General features: G+C 72.5%; 20 protein-coding genes. 11 read left to right on the top strand and 9 right to left on the bottom strand.

Features of this window, described 5'->3' with window-relative positions:
* Window positions 1-4: 4 nt before the first annotated feature.
* From LZG04_RS10725 to LZG04_RS10715, 3 genes are all read right to left on the bottom strand, one after another.
* Complete coding sequence (locus LZG04_RS10725) at window positions 5-1,051, bottom strand: ABC transporter ATP-binding protein (protein ID WP_233815680.1); 1,047 nt, start codon at window positions 1,049-1,051, stop codon at window positions 5-7.
* Window positions 1,048-2,088, bottom strand: coding sequence for an iron ABC transporter permease (locus tag LZG04_RS10720; RefSeq protein ID WP_233815679.1), 1,041 nt, complete (start codon window positions 2,086-2,088; stop codon window positions 1,048-1,050). Before LZG04_RS10720 ends, LZG04_RS10725 begins: the two co-directional genes overlap by 4 nt.
* 729 nt (window positions 2,089-2,817) lie before the next feature.
* On the bottom strand, window positions 2,818-4,011 hold the full coding sequence (locus LZG04_RS10715) for an MFS transporter (RefSeq protein WP_267936061.1): 1,194 nt from the start codon (window positions 4,009-4,011) through the stop codon (window positions 2,818-2,820).
* Between the two features lie 365 nt (window positions 4,012-4,376).
* On the opposite strand from LZG04_RS10715, the gene LZG04_RS10710 reads away from it, so the two are divergent.
* Entirely contained in the window at window positions 4,377-5,456 is a 1,080-nt protein-coding gene (locus LZG04_RS10710; protein WP_233815677.1) for a cysteine synthase family protein, read from the top strand.
* Window positions 5,453-6,640 (top strand): ATP-grasp domain-containing protein, encoded by a 1,188-nt coding sequence (locus LZG04_RS10705; RefSeq protein WP_233815676.1) that lies wholly within the window; start codon window positions 5,453-5,455, stop codon window positions 6,638-6,640. Before LZG04_RS10710 ends, LZG04_RS10705 begins: the two co-directional genes overlap by 4 nt.
* A gap of 271 nt (window positions 6,641-6,911) precedes the next feature.
* Here the strand turns inward: LZG04_RS10705 and LZG04_RS10700 are convergent, their stop codons facing one another.
* Window positions 6,912-7,628 carry a zf-HC2 domain-containing protein gene (locus LZG04_RS10700; protein WP_233815675.1) on the bottom strand — a complete coding sequence of 239 codons (717 nt, stop codon included), beginning with the start codon at window positions 7,626-7,628 and terminating at the stop codon, window positions 6,912-6,914.
* A 60-nt stretch (window positions 7,629-7,688) separates the two neighbouring features.
* Between LZG04_RS10700 and LZG04_RS10695 the strand changes: the two genes are divergently transcribed.
* A complete protein-coding gene (locus LZG04_RS10695; RefSeq protein WP_374202806.1) occupies window positions 7,689-8,243 on the top strand; it encodes a sigma-70 family RNA polymerase sigma factor in 555 nt (184 codons plus the stop codon).
* Between the two features lie 418 nt (window positions 8,244-8,661).
* On the opposite strand, the gene LZG04_RS10690 is transcribed toward LZG04_RS10695, so the two are convergent.
* Window positions 8,662-9,207, bottom strand: a complete 546-nt coding sequence (locus LZG04_RS10690; RefSeq protein ID WP_233815673.1) for a vitamin K epoxide reductase family protein — start codon at window positions 9,205-9,207, stop codon at window positions 8,662-8,664.
* Window positions 9,204-9,938, bottom strand: coding sequence for a thioredoxin domain-containing protein (locus tag LZG04_RS10685; RefSeq protein WP_233815672.1), 735 nt, complete (start codon window positions 9,936-9,938; stop codon window positions 9,204-9,206). The genes LZG04_RS10690 and LZG04_RS10685 overlap by 4 nt, the downstream gene beginning before the upstream one ends.
* A 106-nt stretch (window positions 9,939-10,044) precedes the next feature.
* Here LZG04_RS10685 and LZG04_RS10680 point away from each other — a divergent pair, with 106 nt between their 5' ends.
* From LZG04_RS10680 to LZG04_RS10660, 5 genes are all read left to right on the top strand, one after another.
* The gene (locus LZG04_RS10680) at window positions 10,045-10,785 is read left to right on the top strand and encodes a hypothetical protein (protein ID WP_233815671.1); all 741 of its coding nucleotides are present in this window, start codon (window positions 10,045-10,047) and stop codon (window positions 10,783-10,785) included.
* Window positions 10,786-10,968: 183 nt separating this feature from the next.
* Complete coding sequence (locus tag LZG04_RS10675; protein ID WP_233815670.1) at window positions 10,969-11,145, top strand: hypothetical protein; 177 nt, start codon at window positions 10,969-10,971, stop codon at window positions 11,143-11,145.
* Window positions 11,146-11,159: 14 nt separating this feature from the next.
* Complete coding sequence (locus tag LZG04_RS10670) at window positions 11,160-12,017, top strand: alpha/beta fold hydrolase (protein ID WP_233815669.1); 858 nt, start codon at window positions 11,160-11,162, stop codon at window positions 12,015-12,017.
* A 436-nt stretch (window positions 12,018-12,453) separates the two neighbouring features.
* Window positions 12,454-13,674, top strand: a complete 1,221-nt coding sequence (locus tag LZG04_RS10665) for a riboflavin synthase (protein WP_233815668.1) — start codon at window positions 12,454-12,456, stop codon at window positions 13,672-13,674.
* Complete coding sequence (locus tag LZG04_RS10660) at window positions 13,671-14,405, top strand: trans-aconitate 2-methyltransferase (protein ID WP_233815667.1); 735 nt, start codon at window positions 13,671-13,673, stop codon at window positions 14,403-14,405. Before LZG04_RS10665 ends, LZG04_RS10660 begins: the two co-directional genes overlap by 4 nt.
* A gap of 118 nt (window positions 14,406-14,523) precedes the next feature.
* On the opposite strand, the gene LZG04_RS10655 is transcribed toward LZG04_RS10660, so the two are convergent.
* The 3 genes from LZG04_RS10655 to LZG04_RS41615 are packed head-to-tail and all read right to left on the bottom strand — an operon-like array spanning window position 14,524 to window position 15,963.
* On the bottom strand, window positions 14,524-15,336 hold the full coding sequence (locus LZG04_RS10655; RefSeq protein WP_233815666.1) for a class I SAM-dependent methyltransferase: 813 nt from the start codon (window positions 15,334-15,336) through the stop codon (window positions 14,524-14,526).
* 9 nt (window positions 15,337-15,345) lie between these two features.
* Entirely contained in the window at window positions 15,346-15,801 is a 456-nt protein-coding gene (locus LZG04_RS10650) for a GbsR/MarR family transcriptional regulator (protein ID WP_233815665.1), read from the bottom strand.
* A 30-nt stretch (window positions 15,802-15,831) separates the two neighbouring features.
* A complete protein-coding gene (locus tag LZG04_RS41615; RefSeq protein ID WP_267935992.1) occupies window positions 15,832-15,963 on the bottom strand; it encodes a hypothetical protein in 132 nt (43 codons plus the stop codon).
* A 748-nt stretch (window positions 15,964-16,711) separates the two neighbouring features.
* On the opposite strand from LZG04_RS41615, the gene LZG04_RS42425 reads away from it, so the two are divergent.
* From LZG04_RS42425 to LZG04_RS10630, 3 genes are all read left to right on the top strand, one after another.
* Window positions 16,712-19,039, top strand: coding sequence for a tetratricopeptide repeat protein (locus tag LZG04_RS42425; RefSeq protein ID WP_308199036.1), 2,328 nt, complete (start codon window positions 16,712-16,714; stop codon window positions 19,037-19,039).
* Window positions 19,040-19,222: 183 nt separating this feature from the next.
* The gene (locus LZG04_RS10635) at window positions 19,223-20,056 is read left to right on the top strand and encodes a hypothetical protein (protein ID WP_233815664.1); all 834 of its coding nucleotides are present in this window, start codon (window positions 19,223-19,225) and stop codon (window positions 20,054-20,056) included.
* 122 nt (window positions 20,057-20,178) lie between these two features.
* Window positions 20,179-23,247 carry a BTAD domain-containing putative transcriptional regulator gene (locus LZG04_RS10630; RefSeq protein WP_233815663.1) on the top strand — a complete coding sequence of 1,023 codons (3,069 nt, stop codon included), beginning with the start codon at window positions 20,179-20,181 and terminating at the stop codon, window positions 23,245-23,247.
* The last annotated feature ends 39 nt before the right edge of the window (window positions 23,248-23,286 follow it).

The following is a 23,286-nucleotide window of genomic DNA, read 5'->3' as shown; positions in this document are numbered from 1 at the left end:
GCGGTCACCCGGTCCGCGCGTCTTCGGGCAGCGTCGCGGTGCGGCCGCGGAGGTGGGCGACCAGGGACTCGAAGCCGACGCCCCGCGCGCCGTTGACGTGCCAGCGGCACGGTGCGCCGTGCTCGATGCTCAGGACGTGGTCGCACGGGTCCGCGGTGGGTTCCCACCCGGCGCGGCGCACGGCGTGCTCGGCCCACTGCCGCAGCCGCCCGTCGGCGACCACCCGCACGTTGGCCCCCGGCCTGGTGTCGTCGGCGACGACGATGGTGGCCGCCGCGTCGTCGAAGGACATGTTCTCGCCGGTGAACGTGCGGGTCACCGCGTCGCCGTAGGCCAGGTCCTCGGGCGCGCCGGCGGTCACCGTGCCATCGCCGCCGACCAGCCACACCTGGTCGGCGCGGCGCAGCGCGAACCCCAGGTCGTGGGTGGACAGCACGATCGCCGCACCGGTGGTCGCGGCCAGCCGGGTCAGCATCGCCGCGAACTCGATGCGCCGGGCCACGTCCAGGAACGCCGTCGGCTCGTCCAGCACCAGCACCGCGGGTTCCTGGGCCAGCGCGCGGGCCACCATCACCCGCTGCCGCTCACCGTCGGACAGGTCGGTCAACGGGCGATCCCGCAGGTCGGCCACCCCGGCGTCGACCAGCGCCCGGTCCACCGCGGCACGATCGCGCCCGCTTTCCCTGCCGACCCACGAGCGGTAGGGGATGCGGCCCAGCGCCACCACCGCCTCGACGCTCATCTGCCCCACGTCGACCGGCTCGGTCAGCGTGACCGCCAGCCGCCGTGCCCGCTGCCGCGGCGACAGGGTCGCCAGGTCCCGGCCGTCGAGCAGCACGTGACCGGCCAGCGGCGGCTGCGCCCCCACCAGAGTGCGCAGCAAGGTCGACTTGCCCGCCCCGTTGGGTCCGATCAACGCGATCAGATCACCGGGCCTGGCCGCCAGGTGCACGTCGCGCAACACCGTGACCGCGGGGTGCCTGCGACGGCGCCGGTAGCCCGCGGCGAGCGCGACCGCCTGAAGGGCCGGTCGGGGGTTCTCGGTCGTCACGCCTGCCTCCTCGCCCGGCCGGACAGCAGCACCCACAGGATCACCGGCGCGCCGACGAACGCGGTCACCGAGTTCAGCGGCAGCGAGGTCCGGGTCAACCCGTTGCCACCGGCCACGTACTCGGCCACCAGCACGATCACCGCCCCGATCAGCGCGCTCGCGGGCAGCACGAGCCGGTGGTCCGAGGTTCGCAGCAGCCCACGTGCGAGGTGGGGCGCGGCCAGGCCGACGAACCCGATCGCACCGCAGTACGCCGTGGTGATGCCCGACAGCACCGCCACGCTCGCCAACGACAGGAAGTGCACCCGCCGCACGTTGATCCCCAGGCTGCCGGCGTAGCGGTCGCCGAGCAGCAGGGCGTTGAGCGGCTGGGCCAGGAACACCGACAACACCAGCACCGCCGCGCACGACACGGCGATGACCTGCAACTCGTTCCACGTCACGTTGCGCACCGAGCCGCGGGTGAACGTCGCCAGCGCCTGCAACCGGTCCGGATCGGTGTAATAGACCAGCATGTCGACCACCGCCCCGGCCAGGTAGCCCAGCATCACGCCGACGACCAGCACCACCACCGGGTCACCCATCCGTCGGGCGATGCCCAGGGCGATCAGCAGCACCCCGGCGGCCCCGGCGACCGCGGCGCCGGTGACGCCGAGCTGGCTGACCAGCCCGAGGCCCGACAACCACCCCACGCCGCTGGTGCCCAGGATGACGATCGCGGCACCGAGGATCGCTCCCGAGCTGACGCCGAGCACGAACGGGTCGGCCAGCGGGTTGCGGAACAGCGTCTGCATCTGCGCCCCGCCCACCGCCAACGCCGCCCCCGCCAGCAGTCCGGCGACGACCTTCGGCAGCCGCGCGTCCAGCACGATCGTGCGGTTGACCGCGGACCCGACTTCCTGGCCGGTCAGGACGCGCAGGACATCGCCGATCGGGATGGCGATCGAACCTTGCGCGATCAGCACCACCACCGCGCCCAGCAGCAGCAGGGTCAGCAGCCCGAACAGCCCCACCACGTACCCGACCCGTCGACGCACCCGGGTTCCGCGTGCCGGTGCGACGGCCTCATCCTCGACCGCGTCTTCGACACCCGCGCCACTAATCGACACCGCGCACCTGTTCCTCCAGCTCCGACCGCCGGAAACCGGCCACCACCGTAGAAGTCGTGCCGCACCCCCGTCCGGTTCCCGGAGAGATCGCGGAAACTCACGGGGCCGCGCCGATTCCGCACGGAGCGGGAACTTCACCGATCAGCCGAGCGACCTGTTGGACGTGCCGTGGCCGTCCGACACGCGCAGCCTTCAGGCGACTCCGGTCACGATCGACGACGGGGCTTCGAGTGCCGGGCTGGGAGGACAACGCGGTCGCACGCCTGCGCACCCACCCCCGACCTCCGGAAACGGCTCTTGGGGAGGACACCTCAGGCGAAGCTCCGGACCGGAGACCTACGGCGAGCTCAACGCCGACGTCTACGACGAGTGGCACGCCGTGCACGACCCCGCCGACGCGGTGCGGGGCCTGGCCGGACTGATCAGCTGGCGCCGGCGTTCATGCGCCACGCGTGGCCCGGCGAACTCGACCTCATGGCTCGCTTGGCGGGGCCGCGACGCGTGCACCGGTGGTGCGGCCGGCACCGTGAGCCGTACCGCGCCGAGGGCGACTACGTCACCGTGTACGAGAAGCCCACGACACCGACTTCGTGATCCCGCAGGGTCCAGGGTGTGGCAGTGGGACGTCGTGACGCGAATGTCCCCCTGCCCGGCCCATCACCGCTTCCTGGCCCGCCTGCGCGCCACCACCAGCACCAGCGGTGGTAGGAGCAGGCACTGCGCGGCCACCGCCAACCAGAACCCCGGCAGCAGCCCCGCATCCTCGAACCGCCCGTACACCGCGCCGCCGACGACACCGCTCAGCAGGGAACCCACGCCGACCGCCAGCCGCTGCTGCCCGAAGGTCACGGTGGCCGACCGCGTCGACCCCGCCAGCGCCTCCAGGTCGTTCTTGAGGAACAGCACCGCGGTGCCCACGGCCATCGCCGCGACACCCGCCGCCAGACCGATCACCCGGCCACTGGTGAAGGCCACCATTCCCAGGGCCATGCCGCAGAAGCCGACCGCCATCGCCACGGGGTAGCCGACCTGACCCACCCTCCTCGCCACCAACGGCTGCACCGCCACCACGCTGAGCGAGTAACCCATCATGACCACCCCGTAGACCGCCGTGGGCACGCGGCCTTCCACGAAGGTCGACAGGTAGTGGTAGAACTGCATGTACAGGTAGTGCGTCAGCACCGTCACCGCGAACGGCAGCCCTGCCAGCCCACGCAGCACCCGCCGGAACGGCTCGACCTCGGACGCCGCGGTGCGCTCGGGGCGCAGGAAGACGTGCGCCACGACCAGCACCGCGTAGAGCACGGTGGTCATCGTGAACAACCGGCCCGGCTGGTGCAGGTACAACGCCCCCACCACCGGGCCGAGAGCGATGCCCAAGGTGCCGGCCGCGTTGCCCGACGACAGCAACCGTGGGCGCTGCTCGACCGTCGCCGAGTGCACCAGGTAACCGCGGTAGGCGGGCGAATACAGCGCCCCGGCGCCGCAGCTCAGGAACAGCGCGAGCACCGTCAGCGCGGGATCGTCGGCCCCGACCAGGTAGGTCACCGCACCGAGTACGTACACGACCGTGGCCAGCAGCAGGCACCGCTTCAACCCGATCCGCTCGGCGAACGCCGCGGTGAACGGCGCGCTCGCGAACTGCACCAACGTTGCCGCTCCCAGCACCACACCGACCTGCGCCATCCCGACCCCGAGCCGGTCGCGCAGCAGCACGGCGAGGTACGGGTAGACCGCGAAGGTGCCCACGTTGACCAGGCAACCGCCCACCAGCAACGCGACCTGGGCGCCCGTGACGCCGCTTAGGTAGCGCTTCCGGGTTCCCGTGCGGGGAGGCGTCCCGGTGCCCATCAACCGCCCCAGCCCATGCACAGCCTCCGTGCTCCTGTCGCCTTCCGCACCGGCCGGTCCACGAGCCCGGCGCGGAACTGGTCGCTGCGCGGCGGAGGGGAGTTCCCGAGTCGCCGCACCCGAATTCCACCGCCCGGGGAACCAGCGAGACCCCGCAGACGACCAGTAGGACTGGGGGCGGTGCGGCCGGTGGGCCGGCCTGATCGATCCGCCACCGCGCGCACGGTAGCGCCTCCCTCCTCGCCGCCGCCGCTCGACGACATGCCCCACGTCCGGAAGGGCTCGATCATGACCCTGACCCGCACCACGGTCCCCACGGCGGCGACAGCAGCCCCGTGCGCACATCCGGCCGGGAGGTGAGGACCATGTCCGACCCCAACGCCGTGGTCCCGCCGGTCCACGAGCACATCACCGACGCCGTCAAGGCTCCTTCCCTGATCCGGCTGTCGCCGAACACCGTGCTGGTCCGCTTCGAGACTTTGAAGGTGTACGCCGCGCTCGGTGCGGTGCGCCACCTGCTCGACTCCGGAGTCTTGCGCCCCGGACAGGTTCTCGTCGACAGCTCCAGCGGCATCTACGCGCTCGCCCTGGCGATGGCCTGCCACCGCTACGGCCTGCGCTGCCACATCGTCGCCTCCACCACCGTCAACGACGCCATGCGCGCCCAGCTGGAGATCCTCGGCGTCACCGTGGACCAGATGCCGCCCTCCGACGACCTGCGGCTGGACCAGAACCGCCGGGTCGCCCGCGTCCGGGAACTGCTCGCCCACCACCCCGACATGCACTGGATGCGCCAGTACCACGACCCGGTGCACCACCTCGGCTACACCGAACTGGCCGACCTGCTGCGCCGCGCGCTACCCGGCGAAGCGCTGACCGTGGTGGGCAGCGTCGGCACCGGCGCCTCCACCGGTGGGCTCACCCGCGCTCTGCGCGCACGCGACCCGCTGACGCGGCTGGTGGGCGTGCAGCCCTTCGGCAGCGTCACCTTCGGCAGCGAGCGCTTCACCGACCCCGACGCCATCATCGCGGGCATCGGCAGCGCCATCCGCTTCGACAACGTCCACCACCACCTCTACGACCGCATCCACTGGCTGGACTTCCAGCACGCCATGGCCGCCACGATCGGCTTGATGCGCGACCACGCGGTGTTCGCCGGCCTGTCCACGGGCGCGGCCCACCTGGTCGCCACCTGGGAAGCCGCCCGGCACCCCGACCGCACCCACGTGGTCATCGGAGCGGACACCGGCCACCGCTACACCGAGCGCGTCTTCACCCGCCACCGCGAGGCCCTCGACCCCGCCACCCTCGCGCCGGTGGAGATCGGCTCGCTGGACCAGTTGACCCCGCCGTGGTCCGCGATCGACTGGGCACGCCGGTCGTACGGACCGGTCCTGCCCGTGCAGGAACGCCCCCGGGAACTCAGGAAGGACCCCGTGCCGTGACCATCGTGCTGCTGGAAGCCCTCACCTTCGGCCTCGGTCGCCTCGCCGACGCCGCCCGCACCGCCGGGCACGACCTGGTGCTGCTCACCGGTGACCGCTCGATCTACCGCCACGAACTGTCCCGCTGCGGCGACCGCGTACGTGTCGTGGACATCGACACCACCGACGTCACAGCCTGCGAACGGGCCATGCGCGAGCTGCCCGAGCTCGCCGGGCTGATCAGCTCCACCGACACCTGGGCACTGCCCGGCGCGGACCTGGCCGCCCGCCTGGGCCTGCCCGGACCGGCACCGGCCGCGGTCCGCGTGCTGCGGGACAAGGCTGCCGTCCGATCCCGGTTGCACGCACACGGCCTCAGCCGCTCCGGACCGCTCGACCCCGCCACAGCGCAGGACTTCCCGCTGGTGGTCAAGGACTCCGCGGGCACCTCCTCCCGGGCGGTCTGGGTGTGCCGCACCCCCGCAGAGCGCGACGCCGCCCTCCGCGAAGCCGCCGACACCCCGCTCAAGGGCGTCCTGACCGCCGAACCGTACTTCGAAGGCCCCCTCTACAGCGCCGAGACCATCTCCTGGCGGGGCGAGACCCGACTGCTGGGCGTGCTCAGCCGCGTGCTGTCCCCCGAACCCGCGCGCCGCGAGGAGGCGTCCGCGTTCCCGGTCGTCCTCCCCGAGGCCGACCTCGCCGAGCTGGACGACTGGATCGGCCGCGTGCTCAAGGCCGCCGGGCACGAGAGCGGCTTCGCGCACACCGAGTTCGTCCTCACCACCGCCGGCCCCGAGGTGGTCGAGATCAACGCCCGCATCGGCGGCGCCCTCGTCGGCGAAGCCCTCTGCCGGGCACTGGGCACCAACGCCTACGACGCGATGGTCCAGATCGCCTTGGGCCGACGACCCGAGCTGCTCGACGGCGCGACCGGCGGCGGCCCGGCGACCGGGTTCGTGGCGCTCTACCCCCGTCAGGCAGGGGTGCTGGAGGGCTGGACCGGGCTCGACCGCCTGTCCGGACTGCCCGGCAACCCCGAGTGGTACCCGACCGCGGATCCCGGCGACCTGCTGGAACACCTGACCGACCAGCGCTCCTGCACCGGCATCGTGCTCGCCGAGGGTCCCACCGCCGAACTCGCCCTGCACCGCGCCCAGGCCGCCGCGGGCGGCGTCATCCCCCTGGTCCGGGTGCACGGCTGACAGCGTCGAGGCCGGGTTGACCGCGCGAACGCCGAGCTCGCCGCGGGCTTCGGCCCGGGTGGCCGGGAGATGGGCGGCTTGGCGGTGGCTACCCGGGTCGCACCGGGAACGATCCGCTACGGGAGCACCGAATGCCCCGACGACCGCGGTGGCTGGTGGCCGGGAGGGCCCGGGCCGGCCGGGCGAAGGGGTGCCCGGCCGGCCCGGGTGATCGCGGCGGTGTGCGACGCCGGGGCGGTGGAAGTGGACCAGCCCCGGCGTGTCCGTGGGGTCAGGCGGCTCGTCGGTGGTGGGCGGTGGGTCGCAGGTGACGCGGTTTCCCGTGACGCCCGTCAGGGCTCGGGGTGGCCTGGTCACCGCCGTGGTCGCGGTGGTGGAGGTCGTCGTGCTCGTGCTTGACGGGCGTGCCCGGAGTCGGCTCCCGGTGGGCTCGGGCGACGAGGTAGAGCAGGATCAGACCGGCCACCAGGGGCAGGTGGGAGACGACTCGGGTGGGGGTCGCGGTGCCGCCGAGCAAGTCGCTGACGGAGAAGACCAGCAGCACGGCGACGAATCCGCCCAGGGTCGGCAGCAGCCCGGCGGCGCGGTGCGCGTTCACGGCGGCGACCAGCAGGCCGATGCCCAGCGCGAGGTTCCACGCCGCGCCCTCGTTGAACAGGTGGGTGGAGATCCCGTGCCCGCCGGTGGCACCGGAGAGCAGCTGGGCCAGGGCGAGCCACAGCTGGACGATGGCGACCGCGGCCAGGGCCAGGCGTGGGGTCAGGGCGGTGTGGCGGGGTGGGGCGGCGGCCAGCACAGCCTCGACCAGGTCCGGCTCCGGCCCGACTGGTCGGACTCGGATGGCCCTGGTCAGGGCCTGTGCGCTCGCCTGCCAGCGGGTGCAGGCGGTGCACTGTGCCAGATGCGCGTCCGTCTCGGCGGTGGGTACGGGCTCGGCCTCGCCGTCCAGGCGGGCCGAGAGCGCTTCACGGCAGGATTGGCAGTCCACACACCACTAGTCGCTCCATTCGGCTCACGAGTTCCCGACACCGTGTGGTTACGATCCGGAATCGTGAAAGCTTTCGACGACGAGGTGACGCGCTGGGCTCTCGACGCGCGCTCCGGTGACCGGGACGCCCTGGAGCGCTTCGTCCGCGCCACCCAGCGGGACGTGTGGCGCTTCGTCGCCCACCTGGCCGACGTCGAACTGGCCGACGACCTCGCGCAGGAGACCTACGCCCGCGCCCTGCCCAGCCTGCGGCGCTTCGCCGGTCGCTCCTCGGCCCGCACGTGGCTGCTGGTCATCGCCCGCCGCGTCGTGGTCGACCAGATCCGCATGGCCCAGTCCCGCCCCCGGCTGTCCTCGGGCGCGGACTGGGCGCAGGAGGCCGACCGCAAGGCGGTCGACACCGGCTTCGAGGACGCCGTCGAGCTCAACATGCTGCTCGACGCCCTGGACCCGGACCGCCGTGAAGCCCTCGTGCTCACCCAGGTCCTGGGCCTGCCCTACGCCGAAGCCGCCGAGGTCGCCGGCTGCCCGGTAGGCACCATCCGCTCCCGCGTCGCCCGTGCCCGCGACGACCTGCTCCGCGCCACGGGTGACGGGGTCACAGAAGTGGGATGATCTTCCACGCCACCGACGGGCCGATCTTCCGGGCACCGTCGGGAACTGATCCGGTCGGGTGAACGACCTCCGGTCGGGCGCATTGTGCGCTCTCGACGGGAGAGGGTGTTCGTGACCGCGTTGTCCGTGCTGCTCAAGGGCGCGCACTGCCGTTGGACGTCGGGGTCGGGGCTGCCGGCGGTGTCCGCGCGGTGCGGCGGGTCGCGCACGCCTGACGCGGTGGTGGCGTCCAGCGCCACGCCGTCCAAGGCGACCGCACGCAGGCTGACGTGTCGCGTTCGGACGATGAGGAGTGGTCGCCGATCATCCGGAACACGGTGGCAGGGCGAGCACGTGGGGGGTCTCGCGCATTCCATCAGCGTCAAAGGCGGTCTCGACGTCGAACCCGGGTAACACCGGGGGTCCACCGCGGGCACCATCACAGCAGGCTCGTCCAGTAGTCCCAGAAGGCGTGCAGCACCAGGCTCGCGATCAGCGCGTACCAGAACGCCAGGACGGCGCTGTGCAGGCGGCGCAGCGGTGCGAGCGCGGGCCAGGTGTCCAAAGTGGTGTACCAGAACAGCGGGATGGTGACGATCCACACGACCAGGCAGTAGGGGCACAGGGCGTGGATGTCGTACAGGCTCGCGACGATCAGCCAGTGCACGAACACGAACCCGAACGCGGTGCCGGCGTTGAGCGCGATCCGGTACCAGCGCGGTGGGTCGAAGCCCGCCAGCACCGCGACGCCCGTGGTGACCACGACGGCGAACGCCGCGATGCCGATCAGCGGGTTGGGGAAGCCGAACGCGGCGGCCTGCGGGCTGTCCATGACCGACCCGCAGGAGACGACCGGGTTGAGCGAGCAGGTGGGAATGTAGGCCGGGTCGCGCAGCTTGGCGATCTTCTCCAGCGTCAGCGCCGCCGCGGCGGCCAGGCCGAGACCGCCACCGACGACGTAGAGCCAGGCGAGTCGGCGGCTCATCCGGCCAGCGCCGCGTCGATCCTCGCCCGCAGCTCGCGGTCGATGTCGGCGACGGTGCGCCCGGTGGGCTGGAACCTCTCGCCGTCGAGGAAGAACGTCGGCGTGCTGTTCACCCCGGCCTCCGTCCCGTCCGTGACGTCCCGGTCGATGATCGACTGGACCTCCTGCGAGGCCATGTCGGTGCGGAAGCGCTCCAGGTCCAGGCCGGCGGCGGTGGCGTACTCCTCGAACTCCGCGGTCGCGCGGCGGACGTCGGAGCTGGTGGATTGCCCCTCCACGGCCCACTGGTCGAAGTTGTCGTAGAGGGCGTGGTACATCTCGGCGTACTTGCCCTGCTTGCCGGCGGCCTCGGCGGCCCGCGCGGCGGGCACCGCGAGCGGGTGCATCTCCAGCGGGAAGTTGCGAGCCACGAACGTGATGCGTCCCCGGTAGTCCTGCTCCAGCTTCTTGGTGATGTTGGTGTAGTACGAGGAGCAGGCCGGGCACTGGAAGTCCAGGAACTCCACCAGCGTGACCTTGTCACCCTCCACCTTGGACAGGGTGTGCGCGCCCGCTGGGAACAGCGCCGCGTTCGACGCGGTGCCGTCCTCGTCGGACCGGTTGAACACCAGCACCCCGCCGATCACCAGGACCGCGACGAGGACCACGGCTCCGGTGAGGATGACGTTGAGGGACGGACCGCGCCGGGCGGCCAAGATGTTGCGGTTTTTCTGACGGCTTGTGCGTGACATCGAACACGTCGCTTCTGATCGGGGACGGCTTCTCGTCCAGTTAGTCGGATGACGATCGGAGTAGTTCCGCCGAACTCCGCGTCTCCTTCGCCCGACTGGTGCAGTCGTGAGGGTTGACAGGGCCTCCGTGCTCGCGGCGGGCATCGCGGTGTCGTGCGTCACGTTCGTCGTGGCGGCGGCGGGTGACGTGCACGGGGTGCTCGGCGACACCGATCCCGGGCGGGTGGCGTCGTGGTTGTTCGGCTTGGTCCGGTTCACCGCCGAGGCGGGGGCGGTGGTGGCGGTCGGTGCGCTGGCCTTCGTCGTGTTCGTCGTGCCGGCAGGGACCGGGCGAGGACTGGCCGCCGACGCCTGCGCCGCGGTCCGGGTCGCGGCCGGTGCGGCGACCGCGTGGGCGGTGGCCTCGGTGGTGGCGGTGCCGTTGGCGGCCGGGCGCGGCGGACCGGGAGCGGGTGCTGCGGTGGTGGGCCTCGTGACGGCCGGCATCGGCCCGAACGAGCTCGCGACCGCGGCCATCCGGATCGCCGCCCGGCTCGGCCGGCTCAATGAGGCCGCCATGCTCGCCAGGACCACCGCCGTGCCCGATACCCGCGCCGTGCACCACCGCGCACGCCACTACCTCGCCGCGGCGCACGCGCTGGCCGTGCGCGGCGACGGTGGTGATGCCGTGTTCGCCCTGCTCGAAGTCGAAGCGGCGGGCCCGGAGGACATCCGCTACGCCTGGCTGGCCCAGCGCACGCTGCAACAGCTGGTCCGGCGTGGCAACCGCCTGATCCGCACGGACCTCGACCGACTGGCGACCTTGGCCGGGCTCGCCTGCATCTCGCCGCCGGTGCCGGGGTCGTGACGATCCCGCCGTGGAGTCCGCGAGCCACCTGCCCACCCGGCCTCGTGCAACTCGGTCGACCGACGGCAACACCGGGTGGTACACCGTGAGCCGGCACGAAGCCCCGGAGAGGGCCTCCTCCGCACGACGACCAACGTCGACGCGGACGGACCGCGCGCCGCCGACCGACGAAGGAGTGAAGCCGTGCGGCACCTCACCTCCCGTTACGCCGCCCACCGGGCGCAACGGGGGAACACCGGCATGACCGACACCACCCCGGCCAACGTCGGTCTCGACGACCTTACGACCACGACCCCGGTTCTCCCCGCGCGGCACGACGTGCCCGAGGGCGTCGACTGCCGCGGTCGCACTCAACCCTGAACGGCGGAACATCGATGCAGGACCACCCGGCCGGCGCCGCGGAACGAATCGCTCCAGCCAACGACGTCGAGCTCTGCTACGAGACCTTCGGCGACGAGCGGCGGCCCGTGCTGCTGCTGATCATGGGCCTGGGGTTCCAGCTCGTGCACTGGCCCGACGAGTTCTGCCGACGGCTCGCCGAGCGCGGCTTCCACGTCGTTCGCTTCGACAACCGCGACGCCGGCCGCTCCACGCACCTGCCCGAGGCCGAGTACGCGCTGGCCGACATGGCCGCCGACACCGTCGGGCTCCTCGACGCGCTCGGCGTCGAGCGCGCCCACGTGGTGGGAGCGTCGATGGGTGGGATGATCGCCCAGGTCATGGCCGCGCTCCACCCGTCACGCGTGCTCAGCCTCGCCTCGCTCATGTCCACCACCGGCCGCCGCGGCAAGGGTCGCACCTCCGCGCGCCTGCTGCGCCACCTGTTCTCCCGGCCCGCCCGCACCGAACAGCAGGCCGTCGAGCGGCGCGTGCGGCTGTTCCGGGACATCGGCTCCCCCGGCTTCGAACAGGACGTCGACGAGATCAGGCGGGCGACCGCGCTCTCGTTCCGCCGCGACCCCGACCACCGCGCGGGTCGACGCCGGCAGTACCGGGCGGTGCGCGCGGCGGGCGATCGAACCGACCAGCTCGCACTGATCACGGCTCCGACCGTCGTCATCCACGGGACGGCGGACCGCATGTGCCACCACTCCGGCGGCGAGGCGACCGCGGCCGCGATCAGCGGTGCGCGGCTCGTGCTCGTCCCCGGCTTGGGGCACGACCTCCCGCCCGGCGCGTGGCCCACCATCATCGACGCGATCGTCGACAACGCCCACCGCGCCCGGTCCTGACCGACCAGGCGCGGCGGCGCAGCTCGGTCCTCGGACAGGTACTCGAAGTTGCGCCCTCACAGCGGTGAGCGCTTGGTGGTCATGCCGGGGGCGAGCAGGAGGTCCACCCCCAGCGCGGTGTCCCACGTCGAACCGAGCGCCACCGCAGGCGGGCAGCACACGCGCACCATGCGCACGGCCCACGGGTTCGATGATCACATCAGCCTCGTGGGCGTGTACGACGTTGATCTCGACCACCGGGCGGTGGTATAAGGGTTTCGGTGCGATTCCAAGGTGCGGTGGTGAGAGCCCACCGGTTCCGCCGGTCACGGTGGGACGACTCGGTGCGATTCCGAGGCCACGCGGTGAGACCCCGCCTCTGCTCGGGCCCGTTGGCGCGGCCCCTGTTCCCGCACGCGGTGAGGACCGACCTCCCGCGGTCGAGAGGCGGAGTCACATGTACACCGGACACATCCACGAGGTCGGCACGGTGCTGGCCGTCGACCGGGCGGACATCGCGGTCAGCGCGCCCCGCACGGCCACCGTCGCACCCGGTTCGATCTGCCTCAACGGCGTCGGGCTCACCGTCGTCCACGACGAGCGGGCCCCGGGCGTCCTGGCCGCGGTGCTGTCGCCGGAGACCCGGCGGAGGTCCACACTGGACTCGATCGCGCCCGGCGCGCGGGTCAACGTGGAGCCGCCGCTGGCGCTGGGCGACCGGGTGGGCGGTCACCTGGTGCAGGGCAACGTGGACGCGGTGGGCAAGGTCGTCCGGGTCGATGACGAGACGACCGCCAGGAGGTTGTGGATCAAGCCGCCGGAGCGGTTCCTCCCGCTGGTCGTCCCGAAAGGACAGATCGCCGTCGACGGGGTCAGCCTGACCGTCGCCGACGTGTCCCGCGACCGCTTCTCCGTGGCACTGGTCCCCGTCACGGTGGAGAACACCACGCTCGGCGACCTGGCGGCCGGTGATCGCGTGAACCTGGAACCCGACCTCGTCACCCGCCTGGCGCGGCGCTGGCCCGCCGACCCCGGACGTGCGGTGACCGAAGCGGTCGCGGCGCTGCCGTGGGCGGGACGCCGCTCGGGTGCTCGCGGTGTGCAGGAGGCCGTCGCGCAGCTCGCCGCCGGCGGTGCGGTGGTGGTGTGGGACCCCGACCTGGAGGGTGAGGGCGACGTGGTGTTCGCGGGGGCGAACCTGCGCCCGGAGGCGTTCACCTTCCTGCTCACCCGGGTCTGCGGTCACCCGACGGTGCCGTGCGCGCCCGAGGTCCTGGAGCGGCTGGAGATCGGTCCCATCCCCGGACCGGGCGACCGGCACGGCACCCGCGCGCACGTCCCGGTGGACCTGGCCGCCAGCACCGGCACCGGGGTGTCCGCGGCCGAGCGCGCGGCCACCGTCCGCCGCCTCGCCGACCCGCGCGCTGTTCCGGGCGACTTCATCGGGCCGGGCCACGTCTTCCCGCTCGCCGCGCGTCCGGGAGGGCTCGCCGAGCGCGGTGGCCACACCGAGTCCACCGTCGCCCTGTGCGTGGCGGCCGGTCTGCCCCCGGTCGGGGTGTGCTGCGAGGTCATGAACCCCGACGGGACCATGGCGAGGGCCGCCGACCTGGAAGTCGCCGCGCTGCGCTGGGGTCTGCCGCTGGTCGACGTGGACGACCTCCGGAAGTACCTGTGAGCACGGCAGGACGCGACCTGTACGACGACGACCGGTTCTTCGAGGGGTACCGCCTGCTGCGGGGTTCGGCCACCGCGATCAACGACGCCGTCGAGGTCCCCGCGCTGGCACGGGTGCTGCCTCCCGTGGCGGGAGCGGCGGTCGTCGACCTGGGCTGCGGAACCGGCGCCCTCGCACGCCGGCTGGCCGACGCGGGAGCGGCGGACGTCCTGGCGGTGGACTCGTCCCGGCGGATGTTGGCGCTGTCCACCCCGCACCCGCGGGTCCGCCTGCTGCGCGCCGACCTGGACGAACTCGTGCTACCCGCGTCCTCGGCGGACCTGGTCGTCAGCAGCCTCGCCCTGCACTACGTCGCCGACTACCCGGGATTGGTGCGGCGCGTCGCACGGTGGCTGCGGCCGGGCGGGCGGTTCGCCTTCTCGGTCGAGCACCCCGTCTGCACCGCGGCCGACCCCATGACCGGGTGGTTGCGCACGGAGCACGGCACGGTGTGGCCGGTCGACGACTACGCGGCGGAAGGCCCGCGGACCCAGCACTGGATCGTCGAGGGCGTGCGCAAGCACCACCGGCGGCTGACCACGCTGATCGGTGCGCTCCTCGCCGCCGGCCTGGAGCTGACCGCCATCGACGAGCCGGTGCCGGACGTCGTGACGCACCCCGGGCTGGCCGAGCACCTCCGGCGACCACCGGTGCTGGTGCTGGCCGCCCGCCGCGGCGACCGCGCCGGGTGAACGCCGGACGTGCACCGGCTCTCGTCGGATCACCGCCGCCGCTTCCCCGTTCCCGTTGAGAAGGCGATCCAGGAGAAGCGGTGCCGACGAACCGTTCGGCGCAGGGGTTGGGGGTTGGTCAGAATCGGTAGCGGAGTATGCGGGCGCCCTGCCGGGACAGTGCGGTGCTGTGGCTCATGAGGCGGGTGGCCGCGCGCAGTGGCCGGGGGAAGTCGGCGACTTCCGGGGCGCGGGCGAGCAGCTGCTCTTCGACCAATGTCAGGCGCGCGTTCCAGGTCTCGGGATCGTGCGGGTCGTCGAAGCCCTGGGCGGCGGTGATGCCGATGGCCTTGATCGTCGGGTGGTACTTCATCGACCAGGCGGCGAACCGGGTGTAGCCGTTGATGGCGAGTTCGCCGGTGGTGAGGTGCGCGGTCAACTGCCGGGTCATCCGCTGGAAGGCGTCGCCGGGCAGGAACGGCAGCAGGCCCTCGGCGACGATCATGGTCGGCCGGTCGCGGGGCAGCGGGGCGAGCCAGCCCGGTGTGGTCAGGTCGGCGCCGATGCACAGCGACCGGTCCGGGAGGAACCGGCGCCGCAGGTCGACGACATCGGGGAAGTCGACGTCGTACCAGTCGACGCCGGCGGGAGGGTCGCAGCGCAGGACGCGCGTGTCGAGTCCGCAGCCGAGATCGAGCACCACGGCGTCGGGGTGGCGGGCCACGAACGCCCGGACCGCCTCGTCGAGCTTCTTGGCGCGCAGGGCGGTGCCGCAGACGAGGCTGGGCTTGAGCTCGAGCTTGGCGAAGTCGTAGTCGATCGCGTCGGCGATGTCGGCGGAGTGCGTGTCGCCGAGGATCGGGTGGGGAAGCCTGGCGTCCAGGGCCCTCGCGTAGAGGGTGAGCAGCAGGGTTTCCCGAAGCGGATCCAGGTCCACTCGCAGGCGTTGCACGAGAACTCCTCACTTCTGCGGGGGATTGCGGGCGGCGATGTCGCGCAGCCAGGTCACGGACTGTCGGGCGGCGCGGATGCGTTCGGTGTGGGTTCCGCTGCCGCCGGCGAGTCTCATGCCCTCCTCGGCGATGTCGCCGAAGGCGCCCAGGCCGTCGAGCTTGCGCTGGATCACCTTGTGCCAGGCATCGTCCTCGATGCGGTAGTAGGTGGTGCGGTCACCCGGCACGCGAACCTTGCGGACCAGCCCGATGGCGGCGAGGAAACGCATGTTCGAGGTGAGCGAGGCACGGCTGGCCCGGATCGTCTCGGCGATCTGGCCCGCGGACCGCTCGGGCGGGTCGCAGATCATCAGCAGGCCCAGGATGCGTCCGGTGATCGGCGGGAGTGCCCATTCCTCCACGCAGAACGTGGCCACCCGCTCGACCCACCGCAGAACCTCGTCCTGGTTGTCCTGACCGGGCACAGCGCTCCTCCTGGTTGATCTGTGGGGGCGTCACCGCGCCACGGCGGCCACCGACTCGCGGGTCGGCGCCGGGGTGGCGGTGGCGAGCCGGGTCTTGTGCGGGTAGCGGTCGAACCAGTCCACGACCGGCGCCACCGCCTCCTGCTCGAAACGCGAAGTCACTCCCCCACCTCCATGCGCGTTGGAGATGATGATGCTAGCTTCGACTGAATTGACTGGCATGTCAACCAAGACCGTGTGTCACGTGCCCTTGAGCGCCGACAGAACCGTTGATCCCGACGTTCGGGGCGCGTCCGCACGGCTCCGGCGGACGACCGGACGGCGTCCACCGCGATCGGCTGCGCACTGACCAGCGGGCGCGGGTGGCGGCGGTTGTCCGGTGTGATGATCAGTGCGTCACCACCTGTACGCCCACATACGCCTCGGGTGGGCACCCACTGGCAGTCTGGCCAGGGCGGTGGTTCGCAGTGACCACGGAGTGCAACAGGGCGTCATGTCACTCGTAGATGCCTATCGCCCCGCCGAGAGCTGCAACGCCTCCACACGCGAGAGTCTTCACTGCACTCAGGCTTGAGGTTGTACAGGGGAAGCCCAACCGCTCACCTTCGGCTGGCTGCACCGCTACAGCACCCGGCGACGCCCCTCACCGGCCGGCCGGAGGCCCCGATCGACGACGGGGACCGTCTCACCCCGACACCCCTGCGGTGACCCACCGCATGACCCCTTTCGGACGTCCGGGGTGAAGCCGCACCCGTCGCCGAACCGACTGGACGTGTACTGCGGCATGAACGGATGGTCGAGGGACGCCGAATCGGGAAGCCCGCAATTGTGCGTTGCGAATGCGGGCGGAACCGCGTTCTCGTGGGCGAAGCGGTCGCCGGGTGGCCGGCGTACGTGGGGTGGGTGTGCGGTGGACGCTGATCGTGACGAGGGTGCGGGCGCGGTGGACCAGAGCGCGATGGCCTCGGGGAGATCGCTCGTGCTCCAGGCGGGCGGGGACATCGTGGTGGGTGGTCCCCTGCTGGCCGGGGCCGGTGGATCGGTTCCGGTGCCTCCCCCGGTGCCCGGCTTGGTGTTGGGTCGCGCCGGTGAGATCGCGGCGGTGGTGCGGGGGTGGTGTTCGGATCGATGGGTGGCGGTCACGGGTGGGCCGGGGATCGGGAAGTCGACCCTGCTGGCCGCCGCGCTGGACGATCCGGCGGTGGTGAAGACCTTCGGGACGCGCAGGTTCGTGGTGTCCTGCGAGGGCGTCGAGTCGGCCGACGCGGTGATGGACAAGACCGCCCTGGTCCTGGGGGTTGCGCTGGGCGAGCACGTGCGCAACCGCGTGCTCGGCTTCCTGGCAGCGGGGCCGGCGGTGGTGGTGTGGGACAACTTCGAGACCCTGACCGACACCGACCCGACGGGTGCGGGGGAGCTCCTCGCCCAACTGCGCGGGGTGCGGACAGCGGTGGTGGGGGTCGGGTCGCGCGGTGCGCTGCCCACCGAGGTCGTCCCGGCGGTGAAGGTGCGGCTGGGGCCGTTATCGGCACCGGTGGCGGTGGAGTTGTTCCTGGCAGTGGCCGGTGGGCACCTGCACCGGGATCCGCACCTGGCGGACCTGGTGGCGGGACTGGACGGGGTTCCGCTGGCGATCACACTGCTGGCCGGCCTCGCCGACACCAGTGGCACCCTTGACATGCTGACCGCGGCGTGGCGGGCCAAGCACACCGACTTGCTCCACCGCGACGTCGGCGCCCACCGCACCTCCAGCCTGCCCGTCTCGATCGAGCTGTCCTGGGACCGGCTGGGGCCCGACGCGCGCACCGCCCTGTCCGCCGCCGCGTTGCTGCCCGACGGCTGGCCTCGGGACCGACCGGGGCTCTACCTGCCCGACGTCATGGCGGCGGGTCTGGTGGAACTTGACCACCGCACCCTGCTCCACCACGACGAGCACCGCCACCGCTGCCTCGCGCCACTGCGCGAGCACATCCGCGCCCATCACCCCGCCGGCCCGGATACCCTGCGCCTGCTCCTGCCACCCGCGCGACGGCTCACCACCCGAGCCGCGCGGATCGGACTGGCCGACGGCGCACAGGCGGTCGCGGAGATGGTGCCGGAGTTCGGCAACTTAGCGGCCCTGCTCCACGCGGCCGTGCCCTCGATCCCCGACTACGCCGGCCTCGTGCCGGACCTGCTCGACTTCCAGCGGTTCACCGGGCTCGGCGACCACCGACTCGGCCACCACGCCCTTGCCCACACCACCGACCCCGCACTGCGGGCCGGCATCACCCAGGCCCTCGCACAACTGCACTTCACCCGCGGCGACCACGCACGCGCCCGCGCCTCGTATGACGAGACCTTGCCGCTGTTCAGGGAGGTGGGCGACGTGGCGGGTGAAGCCGGCACCCTCAAGGGCCTCGGCAACATCGCGTTCATCGAATCCGACGACACCACCGCACGCACCTTCTACAACCAGGCACTGCCACTGTTCAGGCGGGTGGGCGACGTGCCGGGCGAGGCCGGCACCCTGCAAGACCTGGGTCGGATCGCGTTCCGCAGGTCGGACAACGACACCGCCCGCGCGCTTTACCACCAGGCACTGCCCTTGTACCGGCAGGTCGGCTCGGTGCTCGGCGAAGCCAACACCCTCAAAGACCTGGGCAACATCGCGTTCATCGAATCCGACGACACCACCGCACGCACCTTCTACGACCAGGCACTGCAGCTGTACCGGCGGGTCGGCTCGGTGCTGGGCGAAGCCAATACCTTGAGCCTGCTCGGGAACGTCGTGTCCCACGAGTCGAAAGACACCGCCCGCACCTTCCACCACCAAGCACTGCGGCTGTACCGGCAGGTCGGCTCGGTGCTCGGCGAAGCCAACACCCTGAGCCGGCTCGGCGACATCGCGTTCGACGAGTCGGACGACGCCACCGCCCACACCTTCCACCACCAAGCGCTGCCGCTGTTCAAGCAGGTGGGCGACGTGCTGGGCGAAGCCAACACCCTGAACGGCCTGGGCCGGATCGCGTCCCGCAGGTCGGACGACGCCGCCGCCCGCGCATTCCACAACCAGGCGTTGCAGCTGTACGAGGCCATCAACGACCGCTACTCCCAAGCTTGGACCCACTCCCATCTCACCCACGTCACCACCGACGAACAACGCGCCCACCATCTCCACGCCATGAATCACATCGCGACCCAACTCGACGTGCCCGGACTCCACGAACAGCTCCGGGACTCCGTCTCGGGCGCCTGAACGCCGGCACCTCGCCGTTCGCCGTCCGCGGCATGTGAGCGCATGGGGCCGCCGCAGGCTGTTCGGCCGAATGCCGCGCCCGCTGAGACCTCCACGGCCACAACAGCGCGACAACCGCCGCGCAACCACGTGGCCGGAAGCTGGTGCTGCTCAGCCGAAACACTCCCTCGAAAGGGGCGGACAATGTTCGCACGGGGCACCGGACGCGCTCTGCTCATGACCGGCCTGGTCGTCGCGGCGACCCTCGCCGGGGCCACCCAGGCGGGTGCCAGCCCGTACGGCGGTTTCACCGCGACCTGCTCGTCGGCGGCGGACGCCAGCGAGAGGTTCTGGACCAACATGTCGTGGGACACCTTCAAAAGCAAAGACGCGGGATACTTCGCCGACGGGCTGCGCATCACGCAGCTGGACATCGAGGGCAACGACGTGACCGCGACGTGGCAGCCGGGATCGGGCGCCCAGCGGGTGCACTGGGGCCTGTCGACCGACCAGTTGGAGTCGCTGGACGCGACGTACTTCAGCCAGGGCCTGCGGCTGGTCGACCTGGACTACGACGGCGACTGGGCCGCGGTGTGGCGCCCCGGCTCCGGTGCGCAGTACTGGCGCTCGGGCATCCCGTCCTGGACCGACTTCAAGAACCAGAACCAGGTCTACTTCGACCAGGGCCTGCGACTGGTCGACGTGGTCATCACCGCCGACGACGACATCACCGGCGTGTGGCGCGCGGATCAGGGCACGGCCGGGCAGCTGTGGACGTCGGGCCTCCTCGGCAGCGGCGTGGACTCGAACAACGAGAGCCAGTTCGACCGGCTCAACCGGGCGCGCAAGGAGGCCGGCTGGGAGCTCCAGATCGTCCGCACCCATCCGCACGACTCGTACGTGATGGGCGTGTGGCGGTACCGGGGCGGTTCGTTCCAGCAGAGCACGAACCTGTACCAGACGACCACGGCCCTGGCGAACATGCGGATCTACTGCCAGGAGCGCGGCATGCGCCTGGTGTCGGTCGACGTGAAGTAGACCCTCTCGCACAGCGCGGCCCGGGCACACCGCCCGGGCCGCTCCGTTCCTCCCTCTCGCGGATCGATCCACGCGGCGAACCTTGTACGCTGCGAGACGACGGGGCGGGAAGAGGTTCGATGGTGGCTGGCGTCGAGGGCTCATCGGGCTCTGCGGGGGAGATCAGGATCCTCGGTCAGGTCGAGGCCACCGGCCCGCTCGGTGTCGCGAACCTCGTCGGCACCAGACGACGCGCGCTGCTCGGGGTGCTGGCGCTGCGGGCCGGCTCGGTGGTGCCGATCGCCGGGCTGATCGACGTGTTGTGGGGCGAGGACCCGCCGCGCACCGCGCTGCGGACCCTGCACAGCCACGTGGCTCGGGTGCGCCAGGCGCTGGGCGCGTGCGGCCTGCCCGACGTGCTGCGCACCAGGGAACCCGGCTACGTGCTGGCGGTGGCACCGGAAACCGTGGACGCGCACCGGTTCGAGCGCACCGTCCGGTCGGCGCGCGAGCAGCTGTCCACCGCACCGACCGACGAGGCCGTCGCCAGGCTGCGGCAGGCCCTGGCGCTGTGGCGCGGCGAGGTCCTCTCCGACGCGGAGGTGACCGGTTGGGGCTTGGCCGAAGCCGACCGGCTACGCGAGGTGCGGCTGGCCGCCGTCGAGGACGTGTGGGACGCCGAGCTGCGACTGGGCCGCCACCGCACCGCCGTCGGGGAGCTGGAGCGCCTCCTGGTGCACCACCCCGAGCGGGAGCGGCTGGTGGAGCTTCACATGCTCGCGCTGTACCGGTGCGGGCGGCACACCGAAGCGCTGCACGCCTACCAGCGGTTGGGCGGCCGGCTGGCCGAGGAGCTGGGGCTGGACCCGGGTCCGGCGCTGGCCGGGCTCTACGCCGCGATCCTGCGCCGAGACCCCGCGCTCGACCTGCCCGTCCCGGCCAACGGCGCCGTGCGCGTGACGGCCGCGCAGCCCAGGCCCGCCCAGCTACCGGCCAAGCCGGGACACTTCGCCGGGCGTGACGCGGAGTTGGCCGCGCTGGACCTCGTGCTGGCGGAGCACGCGGACGACCTGCCCGTCGTGGTGATCTCCGGTGCGGCGGGGATGGGCAAGACGGCGCTGGCCGTGCAGTGGGCGCACCGGGTCGCCGACCGGTTCCCCGACGGGCACCTGTTCCTCGACCTGCGCGGGCACGACTCCGGGCGCGCGATGACGCCCGAGCAGGCACTCCCCCACCTGCTGCGGAGCCTGGGCGTGCCGGACGACCGCGTGCCGGCCGAGGTGTTCGAGCGGGCCGCGCTCTACCGGTCGCTGCTGCACGGCAAGCGGGTGCTGGTGCTGCTGGACGACTGCCGGGCCACCGAGGACGTGCTTCCACTGCTGCCGGGCACCTCGACGAGCATCGTGGTGCTGACCAGCCGCACGTCGCTGCCCGCGCTGACCACCCGGCACGCCGCGCACGTCACGCACCTGGACGCGCTCGGTCCCGCCGAGGCGCGGCTGCTGCTGGAGACCGTCCTGGGCGCCGAACGGGTGCGCCGCGAGGCGGGTGCGGTGACCGAGCTGGCGGAGCTGTGCGGGCGGATGCCGCTGGCGCTGCGGATCGCGGCGGCCAAGCTGGCGGGGCAGCCGGCCGGCGCGGTGGGGTCGCTGGTGGCCGAGCTGGCCGGGGCCGACCGGCTCGACGTGCTGTCGGTCGAGGGCGACTCGCACAGCGTGCGCGCGGTGTTCGCCAGCACCTACCGGTCGCTCAGCGCGCCGGCCGCGCGCGCCTTCCGGCTGCTCGGGCTGCACCCCGGTCCGGTGTTCGGCACGGGGCTGGCCGCCGCGGTGTGCGCGGTGCCGCTCGCGGACGCGCGGCGCGCGATCGAGGAGCTGCGCACCGCGCACCTGGTCACCCGGCAGGACGGCGACCGGTACCGGTTCCACGACCTGATCAGGCTGTTCGCCCGGCAGTGCGCCACCGTCGACGAGCGGGCGGAGGATCGGGAGGTGGCGCTGGACCGGCTGCTGGACCGGTACCTGACCGCGGCGCACCGGGCGAACCAGCTGCTCGACCCCCGGCGCGACCTGGTGGTGCCGTCGCCGCGGCACACCACGCCGGACGGGCCGTTCGCCGACCGGCACGCGGCGCTCACCTTCCTCGACGCCGAACGCGCCAACCTCCTCGCGGTGGTGCGGCACGCGGCGGAGACCGGTCGGCACACCGCGGCGTGGCAGCTGACCTACCTGCTGACGAGCTTCTTCGACGCGCGCGGCCGATGGACCGAGCGGGTGGAGATGTGCCGCTTCGGCCTGACCGCGGCGCGGGCCGGCGGTGACGTGCGGGCCGAGGGCGAGATGCTGCGCGCGCTGGGCGTGGCCCACCAGATGACCCGGCGGTTCGAGGCCGCGCTCGACAGCTACGGGCAGGCGCTGGCGCACGCGCGGGCCACCGGCGACCGGCAGGCCGAGGGGCACGTGCAGGGCAACATCGCCAACACCCACACCGAGCTGCGCCGCTTCGACGAGGCCGTCGCCGCCTACCGCGAGGCGCTGGCGGTGCACGAGGCCGAGGACAACGCGGTGGGCACCCTCCTGGCCCAGCGCAACCTCGGTTACACCTACATCCGGATGGGTCGGGCCGACCTGAGCGTCGAACCGCTGACCCGGGCGCTGGAGCTCAGCCGGCGGATCGACCACCTGCGGTTCCAGGCGGCCACGCTGGACACCCTGGGCGAGGCGCTGCTGCGGCAGGGCGGGCTCGCCGAGGCCGTCGACCACTTCGAGCAGGCGGTGGCGGCCGGTCGGCAGGCCGGAGACCAGTGGCTGGAGTCCACGGCGCTGGCCCACCTCGCCACCGCGCTGCTCGACCGAGGCGACCCCGCCGCGGCGCTGGGCCACCTGCGGCGGGCGCTGGCCGTGGCCCGGGAGCTGGCGGACCGGCACACCGAAGCTTCCGTGCTCAACCTCCTGGGCCGGGCCCGGCTCGAGCTCGGCGACCTCGCCGAGGCCCGCCGGCACCTGCACCTCGCGCTGGCGCTGCGCGAGCGCGTGCCCGACCCCTACGAGGAGGCCGAGCTGCACGACAACCTGGGCAACCTGGAGCTGCGCGGCGGCCGGGAGGCGGAGGCGGCGCACCACTGGGAGCTGGCCGCCGCGCTGTACGTCAAGTCCGGTGCGCCCACGGAGGCGGAGACGGTCGCGGGCAAGGTCAGGTCCGATCGGACCTGACCACCCCCGCGCGACGCAGCCCCGGCCCGCGAACGTGAC

The organism is Saccharothrix sp. S26, assembly GCF_021390395.1.
In the GTDB taxonomy this organism is placed as follows: Bacteria; Actinomycetota; Actinomycetes; order Mycobacteriales; family Pseudonocardiaceae; genus Actinosynnema.
This window is presented reverse-complemented; position numbering and strand designations above follow the sequence as displayed.